We start from the raw sequence: 20,605 nt of genomic DNA, 5'->3' as shown, positions 1-20,605 counted from the left end.
AAAGGCTCCGAAATCCGGGGCCTTTTCTTTTTAAACACTTCTCCTTCTTCGCATTTATTACAACCTAGATCAGTTTTATCTTTACAAACAATGAACTTGGCAGTTCATAAATCATTCCTATATTTGGCCTTATGGCAAGTATTGCAAAACATATTTATCCCCGAATAGTGTGGCGTGATCGGGAAAAAAAGCTATGGAATCCCATCCATAAAAAAGCGCTCAAGAACTTGCCCGAAGAACGGGTACGGCTGCGGATTATGGAAGCCTTGATTCAGAGGGGGTGGTCAAAGCACCGCATTTCAACCGAAGAAGCTATTGGTAAGATCGGGAACACCTCCATGCGAACCGACCTAATCTGTTATTCCCAGCAGTTTGATCCCAAACTATTAGTCGAATGCAAGGCAGAGTATGTGTCCATATCTGCAAAAACTGCTGAACAAGTAGCAAGATATAATAAAAAAGTAGACGCTCCCTATGTGTTGATGACTAACGGCATTTCAGATTTCTGGTACACCATAGATAAAGCATCGGGTAAAGTAAAAGAATTAGATGTATACCCAAATTTTTTGAGAGGGCAGCAAAAGCACTTGCAGTACGATTTTGATGAATGGAAGCAGCGAGGCTTCGCCGGCGAAAAAGCATCCCCGGAACTGCGTTTATGGCTCGAAGATACCTTGCCTAACCTTTGGCTGTCGAACAGTAGCACAAACATCCAGTTTTTAACCTTCAGTGGTAGTCCCTCTGATATCGATCTTAATCACTACTATCGTATCATACCAACATCAGAGAACCGGCGTCTAGCTTTGACAACACTTAACACAGCCTTTGGAGGAAATCGACTGGTGATTATTTTAAATAAAGAAAATGAAAACAAAGCCGTTTTAGAAATAAATCTGGATGTGCTTTTTGCCGATAAAAAGGTAAATAGTTCGGTGTATTCTAGGCAGGGCATTCAAACCTTTGATCTTACTAATTACATTGAACTAGAGTCAAAAACTCAGGTTGATGCTCTTGCAAAAGAAATCGATACACTGTTTATCAAACATGTTGATTAGCACAATTTGATTAGTTTGTTGGATACCATTTTTACTGTAACTTCCATCTCTCATTTTCATTTAAAAATTTTGTTCTATGCATCATTTACACCGCGAAAAATTATTCTCACTGCTTGACGACGAAGAATCTGCCATCGTTTATATGAAAGGCGCTGAATTAATGTATCGTTATGATACCGACTATGAATTTCCCTTTCGCCAAGAGTCAAATTTTTGGTATCTGACCGGTGTAAATGAACCGGACTTTCATCTCATTCTTGACCTTAAAAATCAGGATTATCACCTGTTTGCTCCCGATCGTGATGCCCAGTACGCAGTCTGGCATGGGCGCGTAAAAACAAAGGAGCAACTTCAGGAGGAATACCAGCCCGACCATCTTCACTATGAGGGCAAACTACCCCAGGTGCTTGAGGAATTGGCCCCAGAAAAAATTTACTGTATTGAAGAGGAACAGGCTGAATTCATAGAAAAATTTGAGCGAGAGCTACCCATCGATCTCGATACGCTTGAAGATGCTTTGACGCACTGCCGCGTGTTTAAAACAGACTGGGAACTCGATCAGATGCGGGAAGCGGCTCGTGTTAACAACATCGCTCATAAAAGTGTCTTGAAGGCGTTGGAACCCGGTAAATACGAGCACGAAATAAAAGCCGTGTTTGATTATCATCAGATTAAAAACGGTCTGATGCAGGATGCCTATAACGGCATTTTTGCGGCGGGCGAAAATAGCGCCATTCTCCACTATGTTGAAAACAACCGCGAGATAAAAGACGGCGACCTGTTTTTGATTGATGCCGGTTATGAGTGTAACGGTTATGCCTCGGATTTTACACGGACCTATCCCGCCAATGGAAAATTTACGAATTCGCAGGCCGAAATTTATGAGGCGGTGCTGGAAGCTCAGAAACAAGTAATCGACGCAGCAGAACCGGAGATTAAAATGGAGGACCTGCATATTCTGGCGGCGCGTGTGATGATGCAGGGCCTTAAAGATGCCGATATCGTAAAAGGTTCTGTCCATGATCTCATGGAAGAGGATATTTTTGCCCTCTTCTTTCCCCACGGGCTCGGGCACTTTATCGGACTTGATACCCATGATGTAGGCGGATATCCAAAAGGCGTAGAGCGCATTGAACGTCCCGGTATTAAATATTTACGGATGCGGCGCACCCTGCAACCCGGGATGGTTCTAACCATAGAGCCGGGACTCTATTTTGTTCCTGCACTTTTAAAACCCGCCCTTGAAGATGAGAAGGCTTCGAAATTCCTGAATGCCTCTAAGCTAAAGAATATGATGGACTTTGGCGGTGTTCGCATTGAGGATAACATCATCGTTACAGAAGATGGCTGCGAAAATATGACGACCGTTCCCAAAGAGCGAAATGATATCGAAAAAGTAATGGCTGGGTAATTTATTCATATATATATATATTAGAACAGGCCTAGAAGACATGAAGTCCACTTTTGTAGTGGGCTTCATCTTATTTTACTCATCATTATAAGAATGCAATCAGGAGATATGATCTTCAACAAGGAAGAGCAAAAGCAACCAAATCCATTAGCTCGTTCACTTAATTATACTCTGCTATTACTTTCAGGAGTTTGGTTAGTTCTTTTAGTATTTTTGCCAGCTGATGTAGCAACCGCTCAAAGAGTTGGTCAAACGTCCGAAGGCATTAACTCTTTTTCTATAAAGGTCAGCAGCATCTCTCCTGCTGCAGGAGTATCCTATGGGGTGAGTAATAAAAGCGAATTAAGATTACTTGGCTTTATAACGACTTATTCAAACCTATCACCCCACGACAATCAACTGTTTTTAGATCTTAGTTATCTTCGTTATACCAACTGGGTAAATAGTGAAACGTTAAATACCTACTGGGGACTCAATGCAAATATGCTATTTGAAGATTCCCTTATTGGACCAGGCTTACTGTTAGGATCTTCGTATCAGCTGAGTTCTAAATTTGCTCTTTTTGCAGAGATTGGCTTCAATGCTTTCATAGATGGAAATGGTAATTCTACGATTGGGTTACACAATTCTGGGATCGGTATTAAAATAGTTTTATAGGCTTACTAACGGATAAAGTCCACTTTTAAAGGAGGCTTTTATCTTATGCTTTACTCGTTAAAACTATCTGGCAGATCATTCTCGTAAAGCACGACATCACCGTCTTGAGCAAAATCGTGCATTGCACGGTTAGCCTCGTATAGGTTACTTACCGTTCTTACATTTTCCATATTAAAGCCGGTGGATGTAATGCCTTCCCTGATGGCCTTCGTTTGGCTATCTCCCACCAGGATAACCAGATCTAAACCGGCATCACCGATCTGTTTACCGAATTCATAATTCTTTTCCTCCTGTATGTCACCGAGCTCTATCATCCCGGGCGTAATAATAATTTTGCGGCCGTTGCTAAAAGCGGCCAGTGTTTCAACGGCATTTTTAGCCCCAACAGGATTGGAGTTAAAGGCATCATCAATAACCATTATCCCGTTTTGTGATTTCAACTCCAGCCGGTGCTCCACAGGCTCCATCCGCGAAGCAGCCATACTCATGGTAGTAAGTCGGAGTCCAAATGATCGAGCCACACCCACAGCCAGCAGCATGTTTTGCACGTTATGTGATCCCAGCAGCTGCATGGTAAACTCTTGCTCATCCTGATCTTCCACTGTAACTGAAAAAGTCATTCCTTCAGGTCCGTACTGAATATTTTTAGCACGAATATCACCGGATTCCAGTCCCGCAAACGTAATCTCCAGATCATCGCGCATATCAGCCATAGCGGAAACCCGTTCATCATCGGCATTTAAAACGGCTTTTCCATTTGGCTTGGTACGTTTCACAATAGTTGACTTCGTTCGAGCAATGGCATCCTGTGAGCCAAACGTTTCGAGATGAGCAACACCCACATTGGTAACAACCGAGATATCCGGTTCGGCAATATCACAGAGCTCATCGATATTGCCTTCGTAACGAGCACCCATTTCGAGCACCAGTATCTGATGACGGGCTTCCAGATCGTTATTGATAACCTTGCAAATGCCCATAGGCGTGTTGTAACTACCCGGTGTTGAACAGACGGAGTACCGTTCGCTTAACAAGTCACGGATCATAAATTTGGTACTCGTCTTACCGTAGCTGCCGGTAATAGCAATGACCGTTAGATCGGGCATTTGAGAAAGTTTCTGCTTGGCCAGCTTTATAAAATGCCGGTAGACGTATGCCTCTATGGGCTTTGTAATTATTGCAGCTGCGAAAATAAAAAAAGGCAACAGCGCATTACCAAGCACCCATCCAAAAGCCAGCAGGTACATATCGGCAGCATATAATGCTGAACTTTTGATCGCCATCTCGGTGAAGGGTATATATCCCGCATATGAAATGTAAGTTGTAGCAACAGGCAATAAAAGAGACAAAATTGCGAAGGGAATCGTCAATCTGATCATCCGAGGTGTAAAGACAAGAGGCTTTTTAGATTCTTCTCCACCGTAATAGTTAAAGGGACCAAACCAAGAAATCCCAAAAACTGCCAGGATAATAATGGCCGCGCTGCCGGTGACCGCATTAGAAAGAAAGATCAGTAACACAAAAATAACAACGTTGTACAATACATGCTCAACGGTAATAACGCGCTGATTCCAGTGCTCAACCAGCCAGTGCCAAAACTCGTTGAGCTTGTAGCCGTTCTGTTGAAAGATATGCAGAAAATAGCGTCCCCTGAGCAAGGTATGACGTGTCATAACCAAGACGAAAACCAAGATCAGGATATCTATAAAATTCAAATACCAGTTCAATATAAAACAGTTAGATTAAAGAGATTGTATGTGATGAAGGGTCGCTAAAGTTTGGAACTTCCGTTATATTAACGCGCTAAACAAAATAGGCAATCTTTCATCTAAAATTCGTTCAAATATATGAAATTAATAATCCCAATGGCAGGTCGAGGCACAAGAGTTCGACCCCATTCACACACCGTTCCCAAACCATTGCTGCCCGTCGCCGGCAAGATGATTGTGGAACGCATTGTAGAGACGTTTGCGCGCACACTTGATCGCAATATTGATGAAATTGTATTTATCCTGGGACCTGATTTTGGCCAAGAAATAAAAGACGCTCTAAAAGAAATGAGCGACCGCCAAAATGCCAAGGCGACGTTCCGAGTGCAGGAGACGGCTGAAGGAACAGCTCACGCCGTATATTGTGCTGAAGAAGATCTCAACGGCGAATGCATTATTGTTTTTGCTGATACTATTTTTGATATGGAAGGATCTGTTTCAATTGAAGATGCCGACAGCGTTGTCTGGCTAAAAGAAGTAGAAGATCCTTCTCGTTTTGGCGTAGCCGTAGAAAAAGATGGCAAGATTACTGATTTCGTTGAGAAGCCGGAAGACCCGATTTCAAACTTGGCAATTATTGGTGTTTATTACTTTAAGGATGGTGCCGAGCTAAAAAAAGAAATAGAATACCTCTTGGAAAATAATATTCGCGGAAAAGGCGGTGAATTCCAACTTACCGATGCGCTTGACCGACTTCTAAAGGATAATAAAGTGTTTAAAAAAGCAACCGTTGATCAATGGCTGGATTGTGGTACGCTTCCTGCCTGGAGAGAAACTTCCGGTATTATTACCGAGAAAGAATATGAGGAAATTGATGAAGATCGTTTCCCAGACACCAAGATCATTCCACCGGTTTATATAGGCGATGATGTCGAGCTTGAAAACTGTATTATTGGTCCAAAAGCGAGTATTGCAAAGGGATCGAAACTTAAAAAGTGCACGGTTAAAAACAGCCTGATCCAAGAGCATGCCACACTTGAAGACTGTAATATTGAAGATTCAACGATCGGTCGACATGTGGAGCTCAAAGATGTAGATCAGGAAGTGCATCTGGGTGACCATACAAAGATTGGTGTAAAAGTTTAGTTTATAATAGTGAAGTGTGAGTATTGAGCACTGCTTTTTTCTCAATACTCATTACTCACTACTAAATGCTATTCCTAAATAAAGTCTTCGAGCGGGCGATTTTGATCGGCATCTTTCAGAGTGTCATGGACCTCTTCATGGCTACCTTCCGGCTCCAGGTGGATCGTCACAATTACATCGCCATTCAACGCATTAATAAGTCTTTTTTCGAGCAATGTTGCCTCATCATGAGCCTGTTCCAAGTTTACATTTTCCTCAAAAATAGCATGTAATTCAATCCATGTTGTGCTGCCGGTTGTACGGTGACGTAAATTATGAACATTGACCATAGATCCCGGCAATTCTTTGGATAGTTCTTTTCGGATAGCTTTGTCTACCTCGGGATCACGGGAATCCATAAGCCCATCGACCGAATATTTAAGCAGTTTGAATCCCTCAAACATAATATAAAAGGCCAGTGAAATAGCGACCACAGAGTCCAAAATAAGGAAATCAGTGAACTTGATTATGAGCAATGTCACAACTGCACCGGCACTGGTCCATACATCAGTAAGGGTATGTCTGGCATTACTTATCACAATCATATTTTCTTCGCGCCGCCCAACTTTCAACAGGTAACTACCCAGGGCAAGATTGACTATACCCGCACCACCGATCAGATAAACGCCGGTCATCAACTCGCGCAGATTGTATCCGTACAGATAGTTTTCGACCGACTGATAAATAATAGTAATCCCTGCAAGCGTGATAACAGCCCCTTCAATTCCCACTGATAAAAATTCCACACGTTCGTGTCCATATAGGTGCTTGTCGTCGGCAGGTTTTGTGCTCAACAGTAAACCATAATAGACAAAAGCGACAGCAAAAACATGGATAACAGATTCAGCAGCATCAGATAGCGCTGTGTTAGATCCCGTAATGCCATAGCCGGTAACTTTTAGCGAAAGGGATAATACTGATACCAGCAGGCTGATACGCAGAGCTGTTTTTGCAGGAGATGTTTTCACTAAGGGTTTCTATAAATGTTGGTTATAACGGGGGTAAAAGATTACGCAAAGAATACCTGAAAGCAAGTGTATTTGTTCTTATTTTTACGCTCGTTTTATGACAGGCAACTAATGAAAAACAGTGAAGTGGAAGAGATCCCTCCCAAACATCATAAAGTATTTAAAGAAATTTCAGAGGCCGGAAAAGCGGTTGCTCAAGATGTATATGTCGTTGGCGGATATGTGCGGGATTACTATCTAAATCGCACAAAAGACGAAGACTTGCTGGATATAGATTTTGTAACTGTTGGATCGGGCATCAAAATAGCGGAAGAAATTGCTAGTCGACTAAATGCCGATAATCTTTCAGTATATAAGCAGTTTGGGACCGCGCACATCAAGCACGACAATATGGATTTGGAATTCGTTGGAGCCCGAAAGGAAAGTTACCGAAGTGATTCGCGCAAGCCTATCGTAGAGGATGGTACCCTGAAGGATGATCAACTGCGGCGTGACTTTACAATTAATGCTCTATCTTGGTCGCTAAACGAAGAAAACTACGGTCAACTTGTGGATCCCTTTGGTGGGATTCAGGACCTTAAAAAGAAACTCATTCGCACCCCGGTAGATCCCCTCCAAACCTTTGAGGATGATCCCCTGCGGATGATGCGTGCCATCCGTTTCGCCACGCAACTGCAATTCGATATCGAAGAACAAACCTATCGCGGCATTGAAGAAATGGCCGAGCGAATCGAAATAATTTCCAAAGAGCGCATCATTGAAGAGCTCAATAAAATAGTACTGTCCGACAAACCTTCCATAGGATTTAATCATCTCTTTAAAACGGGCTTGCTGGAACATTTCTTCCCCGAAATGGTTAAGCTCCACGGTGTTGAGGAGGTACGGGGTGTTCGTCATAAAGATAATTTCTGGCACACGCTCAAAGTACTCGATAATGTAGCTGAAATGGACGGCGATTTATGGCTCCGCTGGGCTGCAATCATGCATGATATTGCCAAACCGGCTACCCAAAAATTTGTTAAAGGAACGGGCTGGACGTTTCACGGTCACGATGCACTCGGTGCCAAATGGGTCAAACCCATTTTTCGTCGACTGGGTCTGCCGCTCGATGAACGGATGCGGTATGTTCGCAAGTTGGTGCGCCTACACTTACGACCCATTGCCCTCGTTTCTGATGATGTTACAGACAGTGCCGTTCGTCGCCTCATCTATGAAGCCGGTGATGATATTGATGATTTGATGACTCTTTGCCGTGCCGATATCACAAGCAAGAATGATTACAAAGTGAAACAGTATAACCGCAACTTTGATTATGTAGAAAAGAAAATCGAAGAGGTTGAAAAGAAAGATCGCATTCGCAATTGGACCAACCCGATTAGCGGAGATGAAATTATGGAGGCTTTACACCTGTCTCCGGGTCCGGTGATCGGAGATATCAAAGATGCAATAAAAGAAGCTATATTAGATGGTGAAATTCCCAACGAGCACGATGCCGCTTATAATTATATGATGAACATCAAAGATCGTTTTTTAGAAGAGAATTAAGAGAAATTATTATGAGCAACGACGTTTGGATTGCCGATTCGTATGCAAAAATTAATTTAGGATTACACGTTCTCGAACGACTCCCCACCGGTTATCACGACATAGAAACCGGGATGTGTTTTTTGGAATGGCGTGACCATTTTGAGGTGAAGCAAGCTCCTGAAATGAAGCTGGAGATGGATGATGAAAATATCCCTACTGATGACAGTAACCTCATTAATAAAGCCATTGAAACACTTGACCGATACATTGGGTTACAGCATAATTATTTGATCCGCGTTGACAAACGAATTCCTGCAGGAGCCGGACTTGGCGGCGGGAGTAGTAACGCAGCGCTTACGCTGCGGATGCTAAATAAGATTGAGCAACTCGGACTATCAGATGATGAGCTCATCGACTTAAGCCGCGACCTGGGAGCTGATGTGCCCTTTTTTATAAAAGGAAAACCCGGTATTGCCAAAGGAATTGGTCATGAAATCGTAGAGCTGGATATCCAGCCAAACTGGTGGATTGTTACCTGCTTTCCTAATGAGCAAAGCAACACGGCCGAAGCTTATCAAAACTGTATACCCGATCCTGAACCGGAATTTGACCTGAAGAAAATACTTACCGAAGAAGATATCGAAGAATGGCAATTTATACTCAACAATGATTTAGAGAAATCAGTATTCCCGCGTATTAACGTATCGGGAAATATGAAGGATCAGATGTACGAATTTGGAGCGACCTATGCTTCAATGACCGGAAGCGGGTCAGCCGTCTACGGTATTTTTGAGCAGGATTTTGTCGCTACCAATGCTTACAAAGGATTATTAGAGCTCGACTTCCCAACTAATTTAACGCGTCCCCGCTTTGAACCCGATTATGGTATTTATCGCAAGGCATAAGCTTGTTCATTTGATACATGACCATTGACTCAGGGCTGAAAATTTTGCGATGCTATGTCATATCTGAAATGATTATCGTCAATACGAAACTGAAATGCTATCCGGCTTGGATTACTTGGAAGTGATTTATCAATTCTGAATAAACGTATTCCAATTAATTTTCCTTCATTTTCCGTTTTTAATTCTTGTATTTTCGTCATTACTTATTTCGTCACTAATCCAACAACCTAATTGACTTTTAGATGTCAACTGATACAACCCTCAATCCCCGAACCGGAATGGATGTCGATTCCTTTCGGGAAGATATCAAACAACACCTTCACTACACCTTAGCAAAAGATAAATACTCTTCCACCGAATGGGATCAATATCGCAGTGTGGTTCTAGCCGTGATGGATCGGCTTCATGACCGTTGGATTAACACCCAGCAGAGCTATTACCAGAATGAGTCGAAGCGGGTGTATTACCTGTCGATGGAATACCTTATTGGACGCTTGATGGATAACATGTTGATCAATCTGGGAATGCAGGATGTGGCGGCTGAAGCGATCGAAGAGGTTGGCTTCGACTACGACAAAGTACGTGAAGCCGAAGTAGATGCCGGACTGGGAAATGGCGGACTTGGTCGCCTTGCCGCCTGTTTTCTGGATTCGATGGCTACACTTGGCGTGCCGGCACTTGGATATGGCATCCGGTATGACTATGGCATTTTTGATCAGGATATAGAGGATGGCTGGCAGATCGAAAAACCAGATATGTGGCTCCAGTATGGCTATCCTTGGAGTGTCGTGCGTCCCAAGAAAAAATTTACGGTACAATTCTATGGAGAAACTACGGCTAGTGAAGACGGCAATGGCCGCCTGCATTACGACTGGGTGAATACTCATAACGTAACCGCTTTGGCTTATGATACGCCTATTCCCGGCTTCCAAAATGATGTGGTTAATAATCTGCGCCTCTGGAAAGCATCCTCTGATCAAGGATTCGATCTTAAGAGCTTTAACCAGGGAGATTATATTGAAGCGGTACGCAGCAATCTGCTTGAAGAAAATATTTCACGCGTACTATATCCCAACGATAAAGTGTTTAAGGGACAAGAGCTACGGCTAAAGCAAGAGTACTTCTTAGTATCAGCGTCTCTGCAGGATGCCATGAATCGCTTTAAAAAACAGTTCGACGATCTACGTAAAATTCCTGATCAAATGGCTGTACAATGCAACGATACCCATCCAAACTTAGCAGTACCCGAACTCATGCGCATGCTCATGGATCTGGAGGGATTGGAATGGGAACCCGCCTGGGACATCGTCTCACAGACCATTAACTACACCAATCATACCCTGATGCCGGAAGCACTCGAGAAGTGGCCGCTTTCGCTAATGTCAAACCTGTTGCCACGCCACGTTCAAATTATTCGAGAGATTGATCGACGGTTCTTAAATTCTATTGAGACTTCCAATAATGGTAAGAATAAAAAGAATAGAATGCGGGTGATCAGCAATGAAATGGATGCCCGCGTTCGAATGGGAAATCTGGGCATAATCGGCGCAAAAAAGGTGAATGGGGTTTCCGAGCTGCACAGTGATTTGATGAAAAAAACGATTTTTAAAGATTTTGCTGATCAATATCCGGAGAAATTTACGAACGTTACCAACGGCATTACGCCTCGTCGTTGGCTCCGACAGTGTAATCGCGAACTGTCTGACTTAATTTCTGAACGCATCGGAGATGAATGGGTTACACATCTGGGTCAGCTACAACAAGTAGAACAGTTTGCTGAAGACGAAGAATTTCAAGATGTATTTAAGGAAATTAAGCTGCGTAACAAGCAGAAACTGGCAGATTATATTAAGGACACCATGGGTGTAACCGTTAACCCTGAGTCTATTTTTGATATTCAAATTAAGCGTATTCACGAGTACAAACGTCAGCTCATGGCTTTGATGCATGCTATTACGCTCTATAATCGCATAAAAGACGATCCGAATGCAAACATCGAACCGCGTACACTGTTGTTTGCAGGAAAAGCGGCACCGGGCTACACGATGGCGAAATTACACATCAAGTTGATTAACAATGTAGCCGAAGTGATTAACAATGACCCGGAAGTAGCGCCAAAATTAAAAGTTTTATTCTTACCTGACTACAGCGTATCACTGGCAGAAAAAATGATTCCGGCCGCAAATTTATCTGAGCAAATTTCCACGGCCGGTATGGAAGCTTCAGGAACAGGGAATATGAAATTTGCATTGAATGGGGCCTTAACCATCGGCACGTTGGATGGTGCCAATATTGAAATACGGGAACAGGTTGGCAAAGATAATATCTTTATCTTTGGGCATACTGTGGATGAAATTGAGGATGTTCGATCCCAAGGATATAATCCACAAGAAATTTATGAGTCGGATGAGGAACTCAAACGGGTCATTGACCAGATTCACGAGGGATATTTCAGTCCCGACAACCCCGAACTGTTTCACCCAATCACGAATTCGCTGTTAAATCAGGGTGACTACTTTATGGTATTGGCTGACTATCGAAAGTATGTAGAAAAACAGGAAGAAGTGGAAGCCAACTACCGCGATAAGTTTGACTGGAATCGAAAGGCAATTATCAACGTAGCCAATATGGGACACTTTTCTTCTGATCGTTCAATTAAAGATTACTGTGAGCGTATTTGGGATGTAGAAGTCAATCAATGATTAACAACCATCTTTTCCTGATTTTTTAATAAGTGCCGAGGGATACAAAGTGCCTCGGCACTTGCTATTTAAAGCTTGCAAAGAAGTAACGTTTAGCTATATTTATTTGTATGCTCAACTAAACTTTTAGGCTATGGCTAATAATCTAACAGAAAGCAACATCTTTTTTCTTACCTCAGCATTTGCCCGCAAGTTAGGGAACCAAGCTGATGAACTATTTGAAACGGTAGGTTTATCCTCTTCACATGCTCTACTACTTCATTTAATTCATGAAAATCCTGAAGTGCAACCAAGTCGTTTGGCAAAATTACTTCATTTAAAACCATCAACAATAACCCGTTTGGTTCAAAAGCTCGAACGTCGTGGATTTGTTGAAAAACAACCCGCAGGTCGTGCCACAAAAATTGTATGTACAAGTGATGGACAAGATATCGCTATAAATATCCAAAAAAAGTGGGACCGCCTGATCCAACAGAAAAGAGAGGAATTAGGCGAACGTTATGTTGATGTGTTATCAGAGATGATTTCTAATGCCTTGGATACAATGGAATCGAAAACTAAAAAAGATTAGCCTGCTCGCTGTCTTCCTTCGGTGCTCGGTCAATCTTGGGGTTGGTAATTTCGCCTTGCTCAACCTTAAGCATATCGGGCTTGAACTTTTTGCCGTAAATTTGTTTGGCTATACCATGCAGTGCCTTTTCTCCACGGGGTGTAATAAGCAGACGATCATGGTCATCCAACGATAAGAACCCAAACTCTTTTAAATCATTTACGATCATGTAAGCAAGCTTGCTTACGGCTCCGCAATTTTGCTCTACATAGTTGCGTCGTGGTGCTTCTTCATCGGCAGCATAAACAAGCCCAAGAACATTCATTTCAACCTCGGTAAGCGGAAAGCCCTCCGAACCGCGACTCAAGGTCTCATCCCAGGCCTGTTGGCTGTAATACCGGCCAAACCACCATTTTCCTTCCTTGATAAGTTTATTGGTTGCCGTACAGGCAAAATATTCTCCGGGCTTGGCCTTTTTGGGGATGCCCCGGTCGCGATACATTGAAACCAACGTTGCCAAATCCAGTTCGTGAAGGTTCGGCGGATAGCTGAAATATGTATCAGATTGTTTTTCCATGACGCCTCAAGTTAGAAAACTGGACGTTCATTGTCATGTTAAATTTTTCAAGAAACAAGATGTGAAACGGCCGACGTATCACCTTTCACATTTACCATCTCCGTTTGTCGTCTGCCTACTTTCCTTTCTCTTCAATCAACTGCACCGCAACATCCATGTTTACATCTTCTGGATCAAAATCATCAGGCAAACTAATATTCGTTTTTCCATACTTAATATAGGGCCCGTATCGGCCAGTCATCACGCGTACTTTTTTCCCGTTTTCAGGATGGTCGCCAAGCTCTTTAATCACATTACTCTTGCGCGATTTCTTATTCTTTTTTTGCTCCAAAAGCTCAAGCGCACGATCCAATGTAACATCCAGTACATAATCGCTTTTCCGCAGCGAAGCAAAGGTACCATCATGCACTACAAAGGGTCCGTACCGACCCACTCCAGCCCGAACAACTTCCCCGGTTTCGGGGTGCTTACCAAGAGGACGCGGCAACTCTAACAAGCGCAGCGCCAGATCTACATCTACATCCTCCGGCTTCATATCTTTGAGCAGCGAAGCACGCTCCGGTTTCTTATTATCTTCAGTACGTTCTCCAACCTGTACATAGGGACCGTACCGTCCATTTAATACGTAAATAGGCTCTCCGGTTTCGGGATGATTACCGATGGACTTCGGACCCTCTTCTTCAGCTTTAATCAACTCTTCAAGTTTCTCAACCGTTATATCACTCGGCTTCCAGCTTTCGGGTATCGAGGTTGTTAACTCTTCTCCATTCACTTCCTTTTTGATATAGGGGCCATATCTTCCTACAAAAACCTGAATATCCTCGAGATCTTGTATCGGCAGATCCAGCTGGCGTGCTTCTTTGGGATCAATCTCATCTTCCTGCTCCTCTACCTTGGCCTTTAATCCCTTTTCGCCATTATAGTAGGTTTGCAAGTATTCCTTTGTATCTAACTGGCCCCTGGCAATTTCATCCAGTTTTGACTCCATTTCAGATGTGAAATCGCTATCTACAACATCATGCAGATTTTCTTCAAGGAGCTCGGTAACCGCAAATGCCGTAAATGTAGGCACCAGTGTTTTACCATCGGCCTCACAATACCCTCGGTTCTGAATAGTACTGATGATGGATGCATAGGTACTCGGACGACCAACCCCCCGCTTTTCAAGCTCTTTGACTAATGTTGCTTCCGTAAAGCGCGCCGGCGGTTTGGTTTCGTGGGATATGGGCTCAATCCCTTCTTCGATCACCTCTTCCCCTTCGCTCAGTTCGGGTAAAAACTTCTCCTGATTTTCCAGCGCCGCATCGGGATCGTCACTGCCTTCTACGTATGCCCTGAAAAACCCGGGAAATACAATCGTTTTTCCGCTGGTTTTGAACTCAGCCACTTTCCCGTTGGCTTCCGCCTTGATAGTCACGTTCGTAAATTCAAGCTCTGCCTGGGCCATCTGCGTTGCAATCGTTCGCTTCCATATCAAATCATATAATCTAAATTGATCGCCGCTTAGTCCCGCTTCTTCCGGCTTCCTGAAATAACTACCGGCCGGCCGAATGGCCTCGTGGGCCTCCTGCGCATTGGAACCGCCGCCATAATTTCGGGGACGGTCAAACAAATACTCTTCGCCATATTCCTTCTTCACCGCATTACGTGCCGCATTAATCGCCTGTCCCGACAGCCGCGCCGAATCCGTACGCATGTAAGTTATGTATCCATTTTCGTAGAGTTTCTGCGCTACGCCCATCGTACGCTTCGCCGAAAAGTTCAGCTTGCGGTTGGCTTCCTGTTGTAGGGTAGAGGTGATAAACGCAGCCGAGGGATTCCGCTTCTGCCGATTTTTCTTGACCTCGGAAACCTCCCATTGCGACTTGTCAAGATTGTCACGCAATTCACCGGCCGTTTTATCATCCAGCAGTACTACTTTTTTAGGCTTTTTGAGCTTGCCGGTATTTTCATCAAAGTCTTTCCCCGAAGCTATTCGTTTTCCATCGAGGTGCGTCAGATCAGCTTCAAATATATTGCTGTCATCCTGCTTGTGCAGCTGTGCTTTCAAATCCCAATAACGCCCCGAGCGGAACTTCATGCGTTCGCGTTCACGCTCCACCAAGAACCGTACGGCAACCGACTGCACACGTCCCGCCGAAAGACCGGGCGCAATCTTTTTCCAGAGCAAAGGCGAAATGGTATAACCCGCCAAGCGATCAATAATTCGTCGTGCCTCCTGGGCATTCACGAGATTCATATCAATATCTCGGAAATGATTAAGCGCATCCTTGATGGCCTCCTCGGTAATCTCGCGGAACACCATCCGTTTCACCGGCACATCCGGGTTCAACAGTTCTGTTAAATGCCACGAGATAGCCTCCCCCTCACGATCTTCATCCGTTGCGAGAATAAGCTCATCTGCATTCTTAAGCTCTTTCTTGAGGCGGGTTACAACCTTCTTTTTACCACGTGGAATAACGTACAGTGGCTCAAAGCCCTCATCCGTATTTACCCCTAAATTTGCCCATTCTTCACCTTTGAATTTCTTGGGCACTTCCTTGGCATTTGCGGGAAGATCACGGATGTGTCCCATCGACGAATCGATGGTATAAGCCTTGGGCAGATACTTCTTAAGCGTTTTAATTTTAGTGGGTGACTCTACAATTACAAGAGACTTCATATACCTCGTTTTCTACAAATTCTTGATCACTTCCTTTAACTCGGAAGCATGATCTTTAGTATTTACTTTTTCGATGAGGGCTTTAACCGTACCATCAGTGTCGATCACATAAGCAGAACGTGTTGGCGCTTCAAATTTATTGCCAAACATCTGTTTTTCCACAATTGAATCAGTCGCTTTAGCAAATTTATAATCGGGATCGGAGGCCAGCACATAGTTAATATCCAATTTTTCAGCATAATTTTTGTGCGAACCACAAGTGTCTTTGCTGATGGCGACCAAATTATATCCTTGTTGGTCAAACCAATCAGAATGCTCCGCCAGACTCTTATTTTGTTTATCACAGCCCGATGTATTGTTGCGCATATACACCGATACTATGGTCGGTCGATCTAATAGTTCATCAAACGTCACTGTTTTCTCTTCGCCATTTTCCACAACGTCCAGCGAAAAATCAGTATCAATTTTAGAGCCGGTCTCAATCATGTTTGTTCCTTATTCTGTTTAACTTTAGATGTGGCAGTACAACTATTAACTGAATGTGCACCTCATTTCGTTCTGTCATTCTGCAATTTGGGATCTTTTATAATAAAGTGAACAAACCCATACTGCAATAAATCTTTTGATTGCGGAAGGTATCGCTATTAGTTGAAGATTAGATGAAGGCGACAGATGTTGGATGCCAAAAGTCAGACGTGAAATGTGAAACGGCAGGTGTAAAACATGCCAAAGCAATTTTTAAAAATTTTGTAAGTATAGAGAATTTCTTCGGTCTTACTAGTACAAACTTATTTTATAAACCTTTTCATCATGATCAGTCTAAACCATAAAAAACTTGACGTTTGGAGAGCTTCAATAACGTTGACAGCTATCATTTATGAATTAACAAAGTTATTCCCTAAGCATGAACTTTATGGATTAACATCTCAATTGCGACGTGCGTCTGTATCAATTCCCTCTAATATCGCAGAAGGTGCCGCAAGAAAATCAGAAAAAGAAAGACGAAGATTTTATGAGATCGCTCGATCATCATTAGTTGAGGTTGACACCCAGCTCGAAATTGCAGAGAAGTTAAACTATCTATCCGATAATGATTTAAACAAAGTTGACAAAAAGTTAAACCACATTTTTGCTATGCTTTCAAACTTGATCAAGAAAACATAAAACTATTCACATTTCACATCTGCCGTCACACTTTTCACATTTGCCATCTTTCAACAAAAACCGCGCTACGGCTGCTACCATAATACTGTGATGAATGGTTCCATCAGCGACAAAATCCAAAAAATCATCCATCGGCAGCAGGTGTACATTAATACGTTCATACTCATCTCCTGTTGGTCTTTCAGGTGATACCAGCTCACAATCTTCAGCCACATACAAATGCGTATAATTAGTCATAATGGCAGGATTGGAACTCACTTTTCCCAAACTCTCCCATTCTGATGATTCATAACCTGTCTCTTCGATAAGTTCTCGCTTTATCGATTCCAGCGGCTCTTCTCCGGGATCCACCATTCCGCCTGGAATTTCGAGCGTTGGTTGTTCAATCCCATAGCGGTATTGTTCTACCAATATAACCTCATCATTACTTGTAATGGGTATAACATTCACCCAATCAGGGGTCTCTAATACATAAAAGTCACCCTCATTTTTTTCATCTTTTGCTTCCAGTCGCATTTTTCGCTGTAAAAGATTAAAAATTGGTGTATGATATTCCTTATTTTCATGGACTACCGACCACGGCTCAATAGTAAATTGGAATGATTTTTCACTCATAAGATTAACAGGTTACGATTTATGTCTGATCGATTTGAATTTGAAACAGAAGAAATAAACTCCCAAGAAGAACTCCACGAGCGCATGGTCACGGCCTGCGATGTGATGGAGAACATTTACGAAAATGGTGAATATCCCAAACTACTAGTCAAACGATCGTGGTCCAAACACAATCCTATTATTACTGGCGAAATGGCCAAGCCCGAAGCTTTTCGATGGTACTTGCTGCGAGAGCTCAAGAAGCTGGGCGAAAAAGGGGCCGTAATCAAAATCATTCCCTCGCGTGAACGCCTGCCGCTTAATGATCCCGACCTGTTAGATAATACCGATGAAGACGACTGGGATATTACTCAAAAAAAGCTATTCCTGTTTAGTCCCGAGCGGATAGAAATTTCGCTTAATCGACTTGAACATTATACCGGTACTGATCCTGAAGATTTTCAGCGCTATATTCTTTTTACAAACTACGACATGCATGTAGATGTTTTTCAGAAAATGTTCCCCGATTGTGTAACACCTGCTCGAGAAGGGGTTCAAATGCCTGCTTACCATCATAAGCTTGATAACAATAAGGGCGTTACACTTATTAACATTGGCGTAGGCCCCTCAAATGCTAAAACTATTACGGATCATGTTGCCGTACTTCGACCCGATGCCATGATTATGGTAGGCCATTGCGGAGGGCTCAGAAACCACCAGGATATTGGCGATTTTGTGCTTGCTACCGGATTCATGCGTAATGATGGTGTTTTGGATGATGTGCTGCCGCTTAACATTCCCATTACCCCCAACTACTTGATGAATGTCTTCCTGAAAGAAGTGCTGGATAAATATAACCGTAATCATCGTATGGGCACTATTTTTACGACTGCAAACCGAAACTGGGAATTCATCAAACGTCGAACGGTAGAACAAATTCATATGAGTCGCAGTATTGCCGTGGATATGGAATCGGCCACAGTGGCCACCAACGGCTATCGCTATCGCATCCCTAATGCGACCATGCTCTGTGTCAGCGATAAGCCCCTACACGGGCAGCCAAAGCTTAGCGATGACGCGCAAGAGTTTTATGAAGACTCTAAACAGCTACATGTTGAAATGGCCGTGGAAGTCCTCAACATGTGCAAAGAAACCTATCCCGAGGGATTACCCAATGCCAGCATACGAGCAATGAACGAACCATTGATGGGCGGTCCCGACGACGACTAATCACAAAAAAAGCTCTTAAAACTGACGGGATCTTAAAACAGCCAAGGCCATTCGATTTTCGACGCTCAACGCAATTTGCAAAGCATTAGATTGTCAGCCAGGCGATATATTAGAATATGATCCAAAAAATACCCATTATGATTAACCCCAGGCAAGCAAACTTGTCATACCAACTAAATAGTACTATATGATTTTACAAGCTGACAACGTTACCAAAACCTTCAAAAAAACCGGAAGCGATTCTTTTCATCTCGATATTGATCATTTTGAGATTCATGAGGGTAGCTTTACCGCTGTATTGGGTCCAAATGGATCAGGAAAATCAACCTTTTTAAAAATCATCCTCGACCTTCTTTTTGCTGATGCCGGAAATATTTCGCTAATGGGCTGCAATCATAAACAAAAGCAAGCGCGGGCAAAAGTAAGCTATCTGCCCGAAAATTATTCATTTCCCGACAGTTTTACGGTCAAAGAAATGCTGCACGCCTTTAGTGATCTCAAAGAATCAACACCGGGACAGATAGATCATAAAATAAGCGAACTGGCAAACGCTTTTAATGTGACTTATCTGGATAAAAAGATGAAGAATCTTTCCAAAGGCATGAGGCAAACAACTGCTCTTATGCATACCTTTTTGGCGGATGACAAATTCTATATCCTCGATGAGCCATTCAACGGACTCGATGCCGTACAAAAGAAAGCCATCATGGATTATGTTTTTAGAATACAAAAGGAACGCAATATATCTATCCTCATCACCACCCATATCCTCTCAGACATTGATAAAACCTGTGATATGCTTTACCTCATCAATGATGGACGTATTATCAATTCGGCAACAAAAGGTGAAATTCAGAACCAGTTTGGCTCTGTTGAGGACTACTATCTTAATTATTTTGAAACCAAAGACCCCGTCACATCATGATTCGCTTCACCATCCGTACACTTCTTAAGAATAAGACGCTGTGGGCATGGCCTGGGATTTTCATCCTGTTTGTTGTAACCATTGCTGTATGGGGCGGGGTCTCAGCAGATCCCTCGAGTTCCTCATATGTAATTAATTTGGGTGGATTGCCCTTGCCAACCGGAATAGTAATTAATCAGCTGATTTCCATAACAATCCTCATCGCAATTATTGGTATCCCCACACATTTTGCAGAAAATATCAAGCCGGAACGAGCATCCCTGCTATTATCCAAACCCATCTCGCGAGACGAGCTATTCCTTTCAGATTTTGCCGGTGTATTCGCTTTTTGTTTCGCCTACACCGTGATTAGTGCACTCCTTTTAACTTTGCTGACTACAATGCACGGAGTATTATTTCCGATGCATCATGCCATCGCCATAATCGTATTCCTGCCCCTCATACTGTTAAGCTATTATATTACAATAGTTCTATTTCTAATACTCACCAACTCCTATCTCGGTGGGGTTCTGCTGGGATATTTCTTGACCGGATTTTCATCCCTATTCTTAAATGTTGATCCATTTCTACAGATGTTTGGCTTAACGGATACCTGGTTTGAAACACTATTACAAATATTGTCCTACCTTATACCCAGTGCAGAAGCCTTTCAACAAATTATGAGTCAGATTTTTGATAATGGGTTTTCAGGGATTAATGTTAGTCTGCTGGGCTTTGCGTTTGTCAGCTGCGTTCCTTTTGCGTTACTGGCTTATTACCTGTTCCAAAAGAAACAGTTTTAGTA

At 42.9% G+C, this 20,605-nt stretch carries 18 protein-coding genes and 1 pseudogene; 13 read left to right on the top strand and 6 right to left on the bottom strand.

The genetic code is table 11. The annotated features are described in order from the left end of the window. Positions 1-131 precede the first annotated feature (131 nt). From ACT3IB_RS05375 to ACT3IB_RS05365, 3 genes are all read left to right on the top strand, one after another. On the top strand, positions 132-1,055 hold the full coding sequence (locus tag ACT3IB_RS05375) for a type I restriction enzyme HsdR N-terminal domain-containing protein (protein WP_491537980.1): 924 nt from the start codon (positions 132-134) through the stop codon (positions 1,053-1,055). Between the two features lie 76 nt (positions 1,056-1,131). Then, positions 1,132-2,466, top strand: coding sequence for an aminopeptidase P family protein (locus ACT3IB_RS05370; protein ID WP_491537979.1), 1,335 nt, complete (start codon positions 1,132-1,134; stop codon positions 2,464-2,466). 108 nt (positions 2,467-2,574) lie between these two features. Further along, the gene (locus ACT3IB_RS05365) at positions 2,575-3,123 is read left to right on the top strand and encodes a hypothetical protein (protein WP_491537978.1); all 549 of its coding nucleotides are present in this window, start codon (positions 2,575-2,577) and stop codon (positions 3,121-3,123) included. Between the two features lie 50 nt (positions 3,124-3,173). Here the strand turns inward: ACT3IB_RS05365 and ACT3IB_RS05360 are convergent, their stop codons facing one another. Beyond that, complete coding sequence (locus ACT3IB_RS05360) at positions 3,174-4,796, bottom strand: UDP-N-acetylmuramoyl-tripeptide--D-alanyl-D-alanine ligase (protein WP_491537977.1); 1,623 nt, start codon at positions 4,794-4,796, stop codon at positions 3,174-3,176. Between the two features lie 174 nt (positions 4,797-4,970). Here ACT3IB_RS05360 and ACT3IB_RS05355 point away from each other — a divergent pair, with 174 nt between their 5' ends. Further along, positions 4,971-5,978: a sugar phosphate nucleotidyltransferase gene (locus ACT3IB_RS05355; protein WP_491537976.1), complete on the top strand. Its 1,008-nt coding sequence runs from the start codon at positions 4,971-4,973 to the stop codon at positions 5,976-5,978. A 74-nt stretch (positions 5,979-6,052) separates the two neighbouring features. Here ACT3IB_RS05355 and ACT3IB_RS05350 read toward each other — a convergent pair whose 3' ends face one another. After that, positions 6,053-6,985, bottom strand: a complete 933-nt coding sequence (locus ACT3IB_RS05350) for a cation diffusion facilitator family transporter (RefSeq protein ID WP_491537975.1) — start codon at positions 6,983-6,985, stop codon at positions 6,053-6,055. A gap of 111 nt (positions 6,986-7,096) precedes the next feature. Between ACT3IB_RS05350 and ACT3IB_RS05345 the strand changes: the two genes are divergently transcribed. From ACT3IB_RS05345 to ACT3IB_RS05330, 4 genes are all read left to right on the top strand, one after another. Further along, positions 7,097-8,530 (top strand): CCA tRNA nucleotidyltransferase, encoded by a 1,434-nt coding sequence (locus ACT3IB_RS05345; RefSeq protein ID WP_491537974.1) that lies wholly within the window; start codon positions 7,097-7,099, stop codon positions 8,528-8,530. A gap of 11 nt (positions 8,531-8,541) precedes the next feature. After that, positions 8,542-9,417 carry a 4-(cytidine 5'-diphospho)-2-C-methyl-D-erythritol kinase gene (gene ispE / locus ACT3IB_RS05340; protein ID WP_491537973.1) on the top strand — a complete coding sequence of 292 codons (876 nt, stop codon included), beginning with the start codon at positions 8,542-8,544 and terminating at the stop codon, positions 9,415-9,417. A 242-nt stretch (positions 9,418-9,659) separates the two neighbouring features. Next, positions 9,660-12,119: a glycogen/starch/alpha-glucan phosphorylase gene (locus ACT3IB_RS05335; protein ID WP_491537972.1), complete on the top strand. Its 2,460-nt coding sequence runs from the start codon at positions 9,660-9,662 to the stop codon at positions 12,117-12,119. A gap of 133 nt (positions 12,120-12,252) precedes the next feature. Then, a complete protein-coding gene (locus ACT3IB_RS05330; RefSeq protein ID WP_491537971.1) occupies positions 12,253-12,690 on the top strand; it encodes a MarR family winged helix-turn-helix transcriptional regulator in 438 nt (145 codons plus the stop codon). Here ACT3IB_RS05330 and ACT3IB_RS05325 read toward each other — a convergent pair. From ACT3IB_RS05325 to ACT3IB_RS05315, 3 genes are all read right to left on the bottom strand, one after another. Further along, positions 12,677-13,246, bottom strand: coding sequence for a hypothetical protein (locus ACT3IB_RS05325; protein WP_491537970.1), 570 nt, complete (start codon positions 13,244-13,246; stop codon positions 12,677-12,679). The genes ACT3IB_RS05330 and ACT3IB_RS05325 overlap by 14 nt on opposite strands. Positions 13,247-13,361: 115 nt before the next feature. Continuing rightward, entirely contained in the window at positions 13,362-15,908 is a 2,547-nt protein-coding gene (gene topA, locus ACT3IB_RS05320) for a type I DNA topoisomerase (protein WP_491537969.1), read from the bottom strand. Positions 15,909-15,920: 12 nt separating this feature from the next. Next, positions 15,921-16,394: a peroxiredoxin gene (locus ACT3IB_RS05315; RefSeq protein WP_491537968.1), complete on the bottom strand. Its 474-nt coding sequence runs from the start codon at positions 16,392-16,394 to the stop codon at positions 15,921-15,923. A 324-nt stretch (positions 16,395-16,718) separates the two neighbouring features. Between ACT3IB_RS05315 and ACT3IB_RS05310 the strand changes: the two genes are divergently transcribed. Continuing rightward, positions 16,719-17,072 (top strand): four helix bundle protein, encoded by a 354-nt coding sequence (locus ACT3IB_RS05310; protein WP_491537967.1) that lies wholly within the window; start codon positions 16,719-16,721, stop codon positions 17,070-17,072. 6 nt (positions 17,073-17,078) lie between these two features. On the opposite strand, the gene ACT3IB_RS05305 is transcribed toward ACT3IB_RS05310, so the two are convergent. Continuing rightward, positions 17,079-17,687: an NUDIX hydrolase gene (locus tag ACT3IB_RS05305; RefSeq protein WP_491537966.1), complete on the bottom strand. Its 609-nt coding sequence runs from the start codon at positions 17,685-17,687 to the stop codon at positions 17,079-17,081. 21 nt (positions 17,688-17,708) lie between these two features. Here ACT3IB_RS05305 and ACT3IB_RS05300 point away from each other — a divergent pair, with 21 nt between their 5' ends. The 4 genes and pseudogenes from ACT3IB_RS05300 to ACT3IB_RS05285 all read left to right on the top strand — a co-directional run bounded on the left by ACT3IB_RS05300 (position 17,709) and on the right by ACT3IB_RS05285 (position 20,603). After that, on the top strand, positions 17,709-18,896 hold the full coding sequence (locus ACT3IB_RS05300) for a phosphorylase family protein (protein ID WP_491537965.1): 1,188 nt from the start codon (positions 17,709-17,711) through the stop codon (positions 18,894-18,896). Positions 18,897-18,936: 40 nt separating this feature from the next. Next, positions 18,937-19,041: pseudogene (locus ACT3IB_RS05295) on the top strand (helix-turn-helix domain-containing protein); the annotation flags it as partial. A 42-nt stretch (positions 19,042-19,083) separates the two neighbouring features. Then, positions 19,084-19,821, top strand: a complete 738-nt coding sequence (locus ACT3IB_RS05290; RefSeq protein WP_491537964.1) for an ABC transporter ATP-binding protein — start codon at positions 19,084-19,086, stop codon at positions 19,819-19,821. Then, on the top strand, positions 19,818-20,603 hold the full coding sequence (locus tag ACT3IB_RS05285) for a hypothetical protein (RefSeq protein WP_491537963.1): 786 nt from the start codon (positions 19,818-19,820) through the stop codon (positions 20,601-20,603). Before ACT3IB_RS05290 ends, ACT3IB_RS05285 begins: the two co-directional genes overlap by 4 nt. Positions 20,604-20,605 lie beyond the last annotated feature (2 nt).

The sequence above is a fragment of the Fodinibius sp. GM21 genome (assembly GCF_058386955.1).
This window is presented reverse-complemented; position numbering and strand designations above follow the sequence as displayed.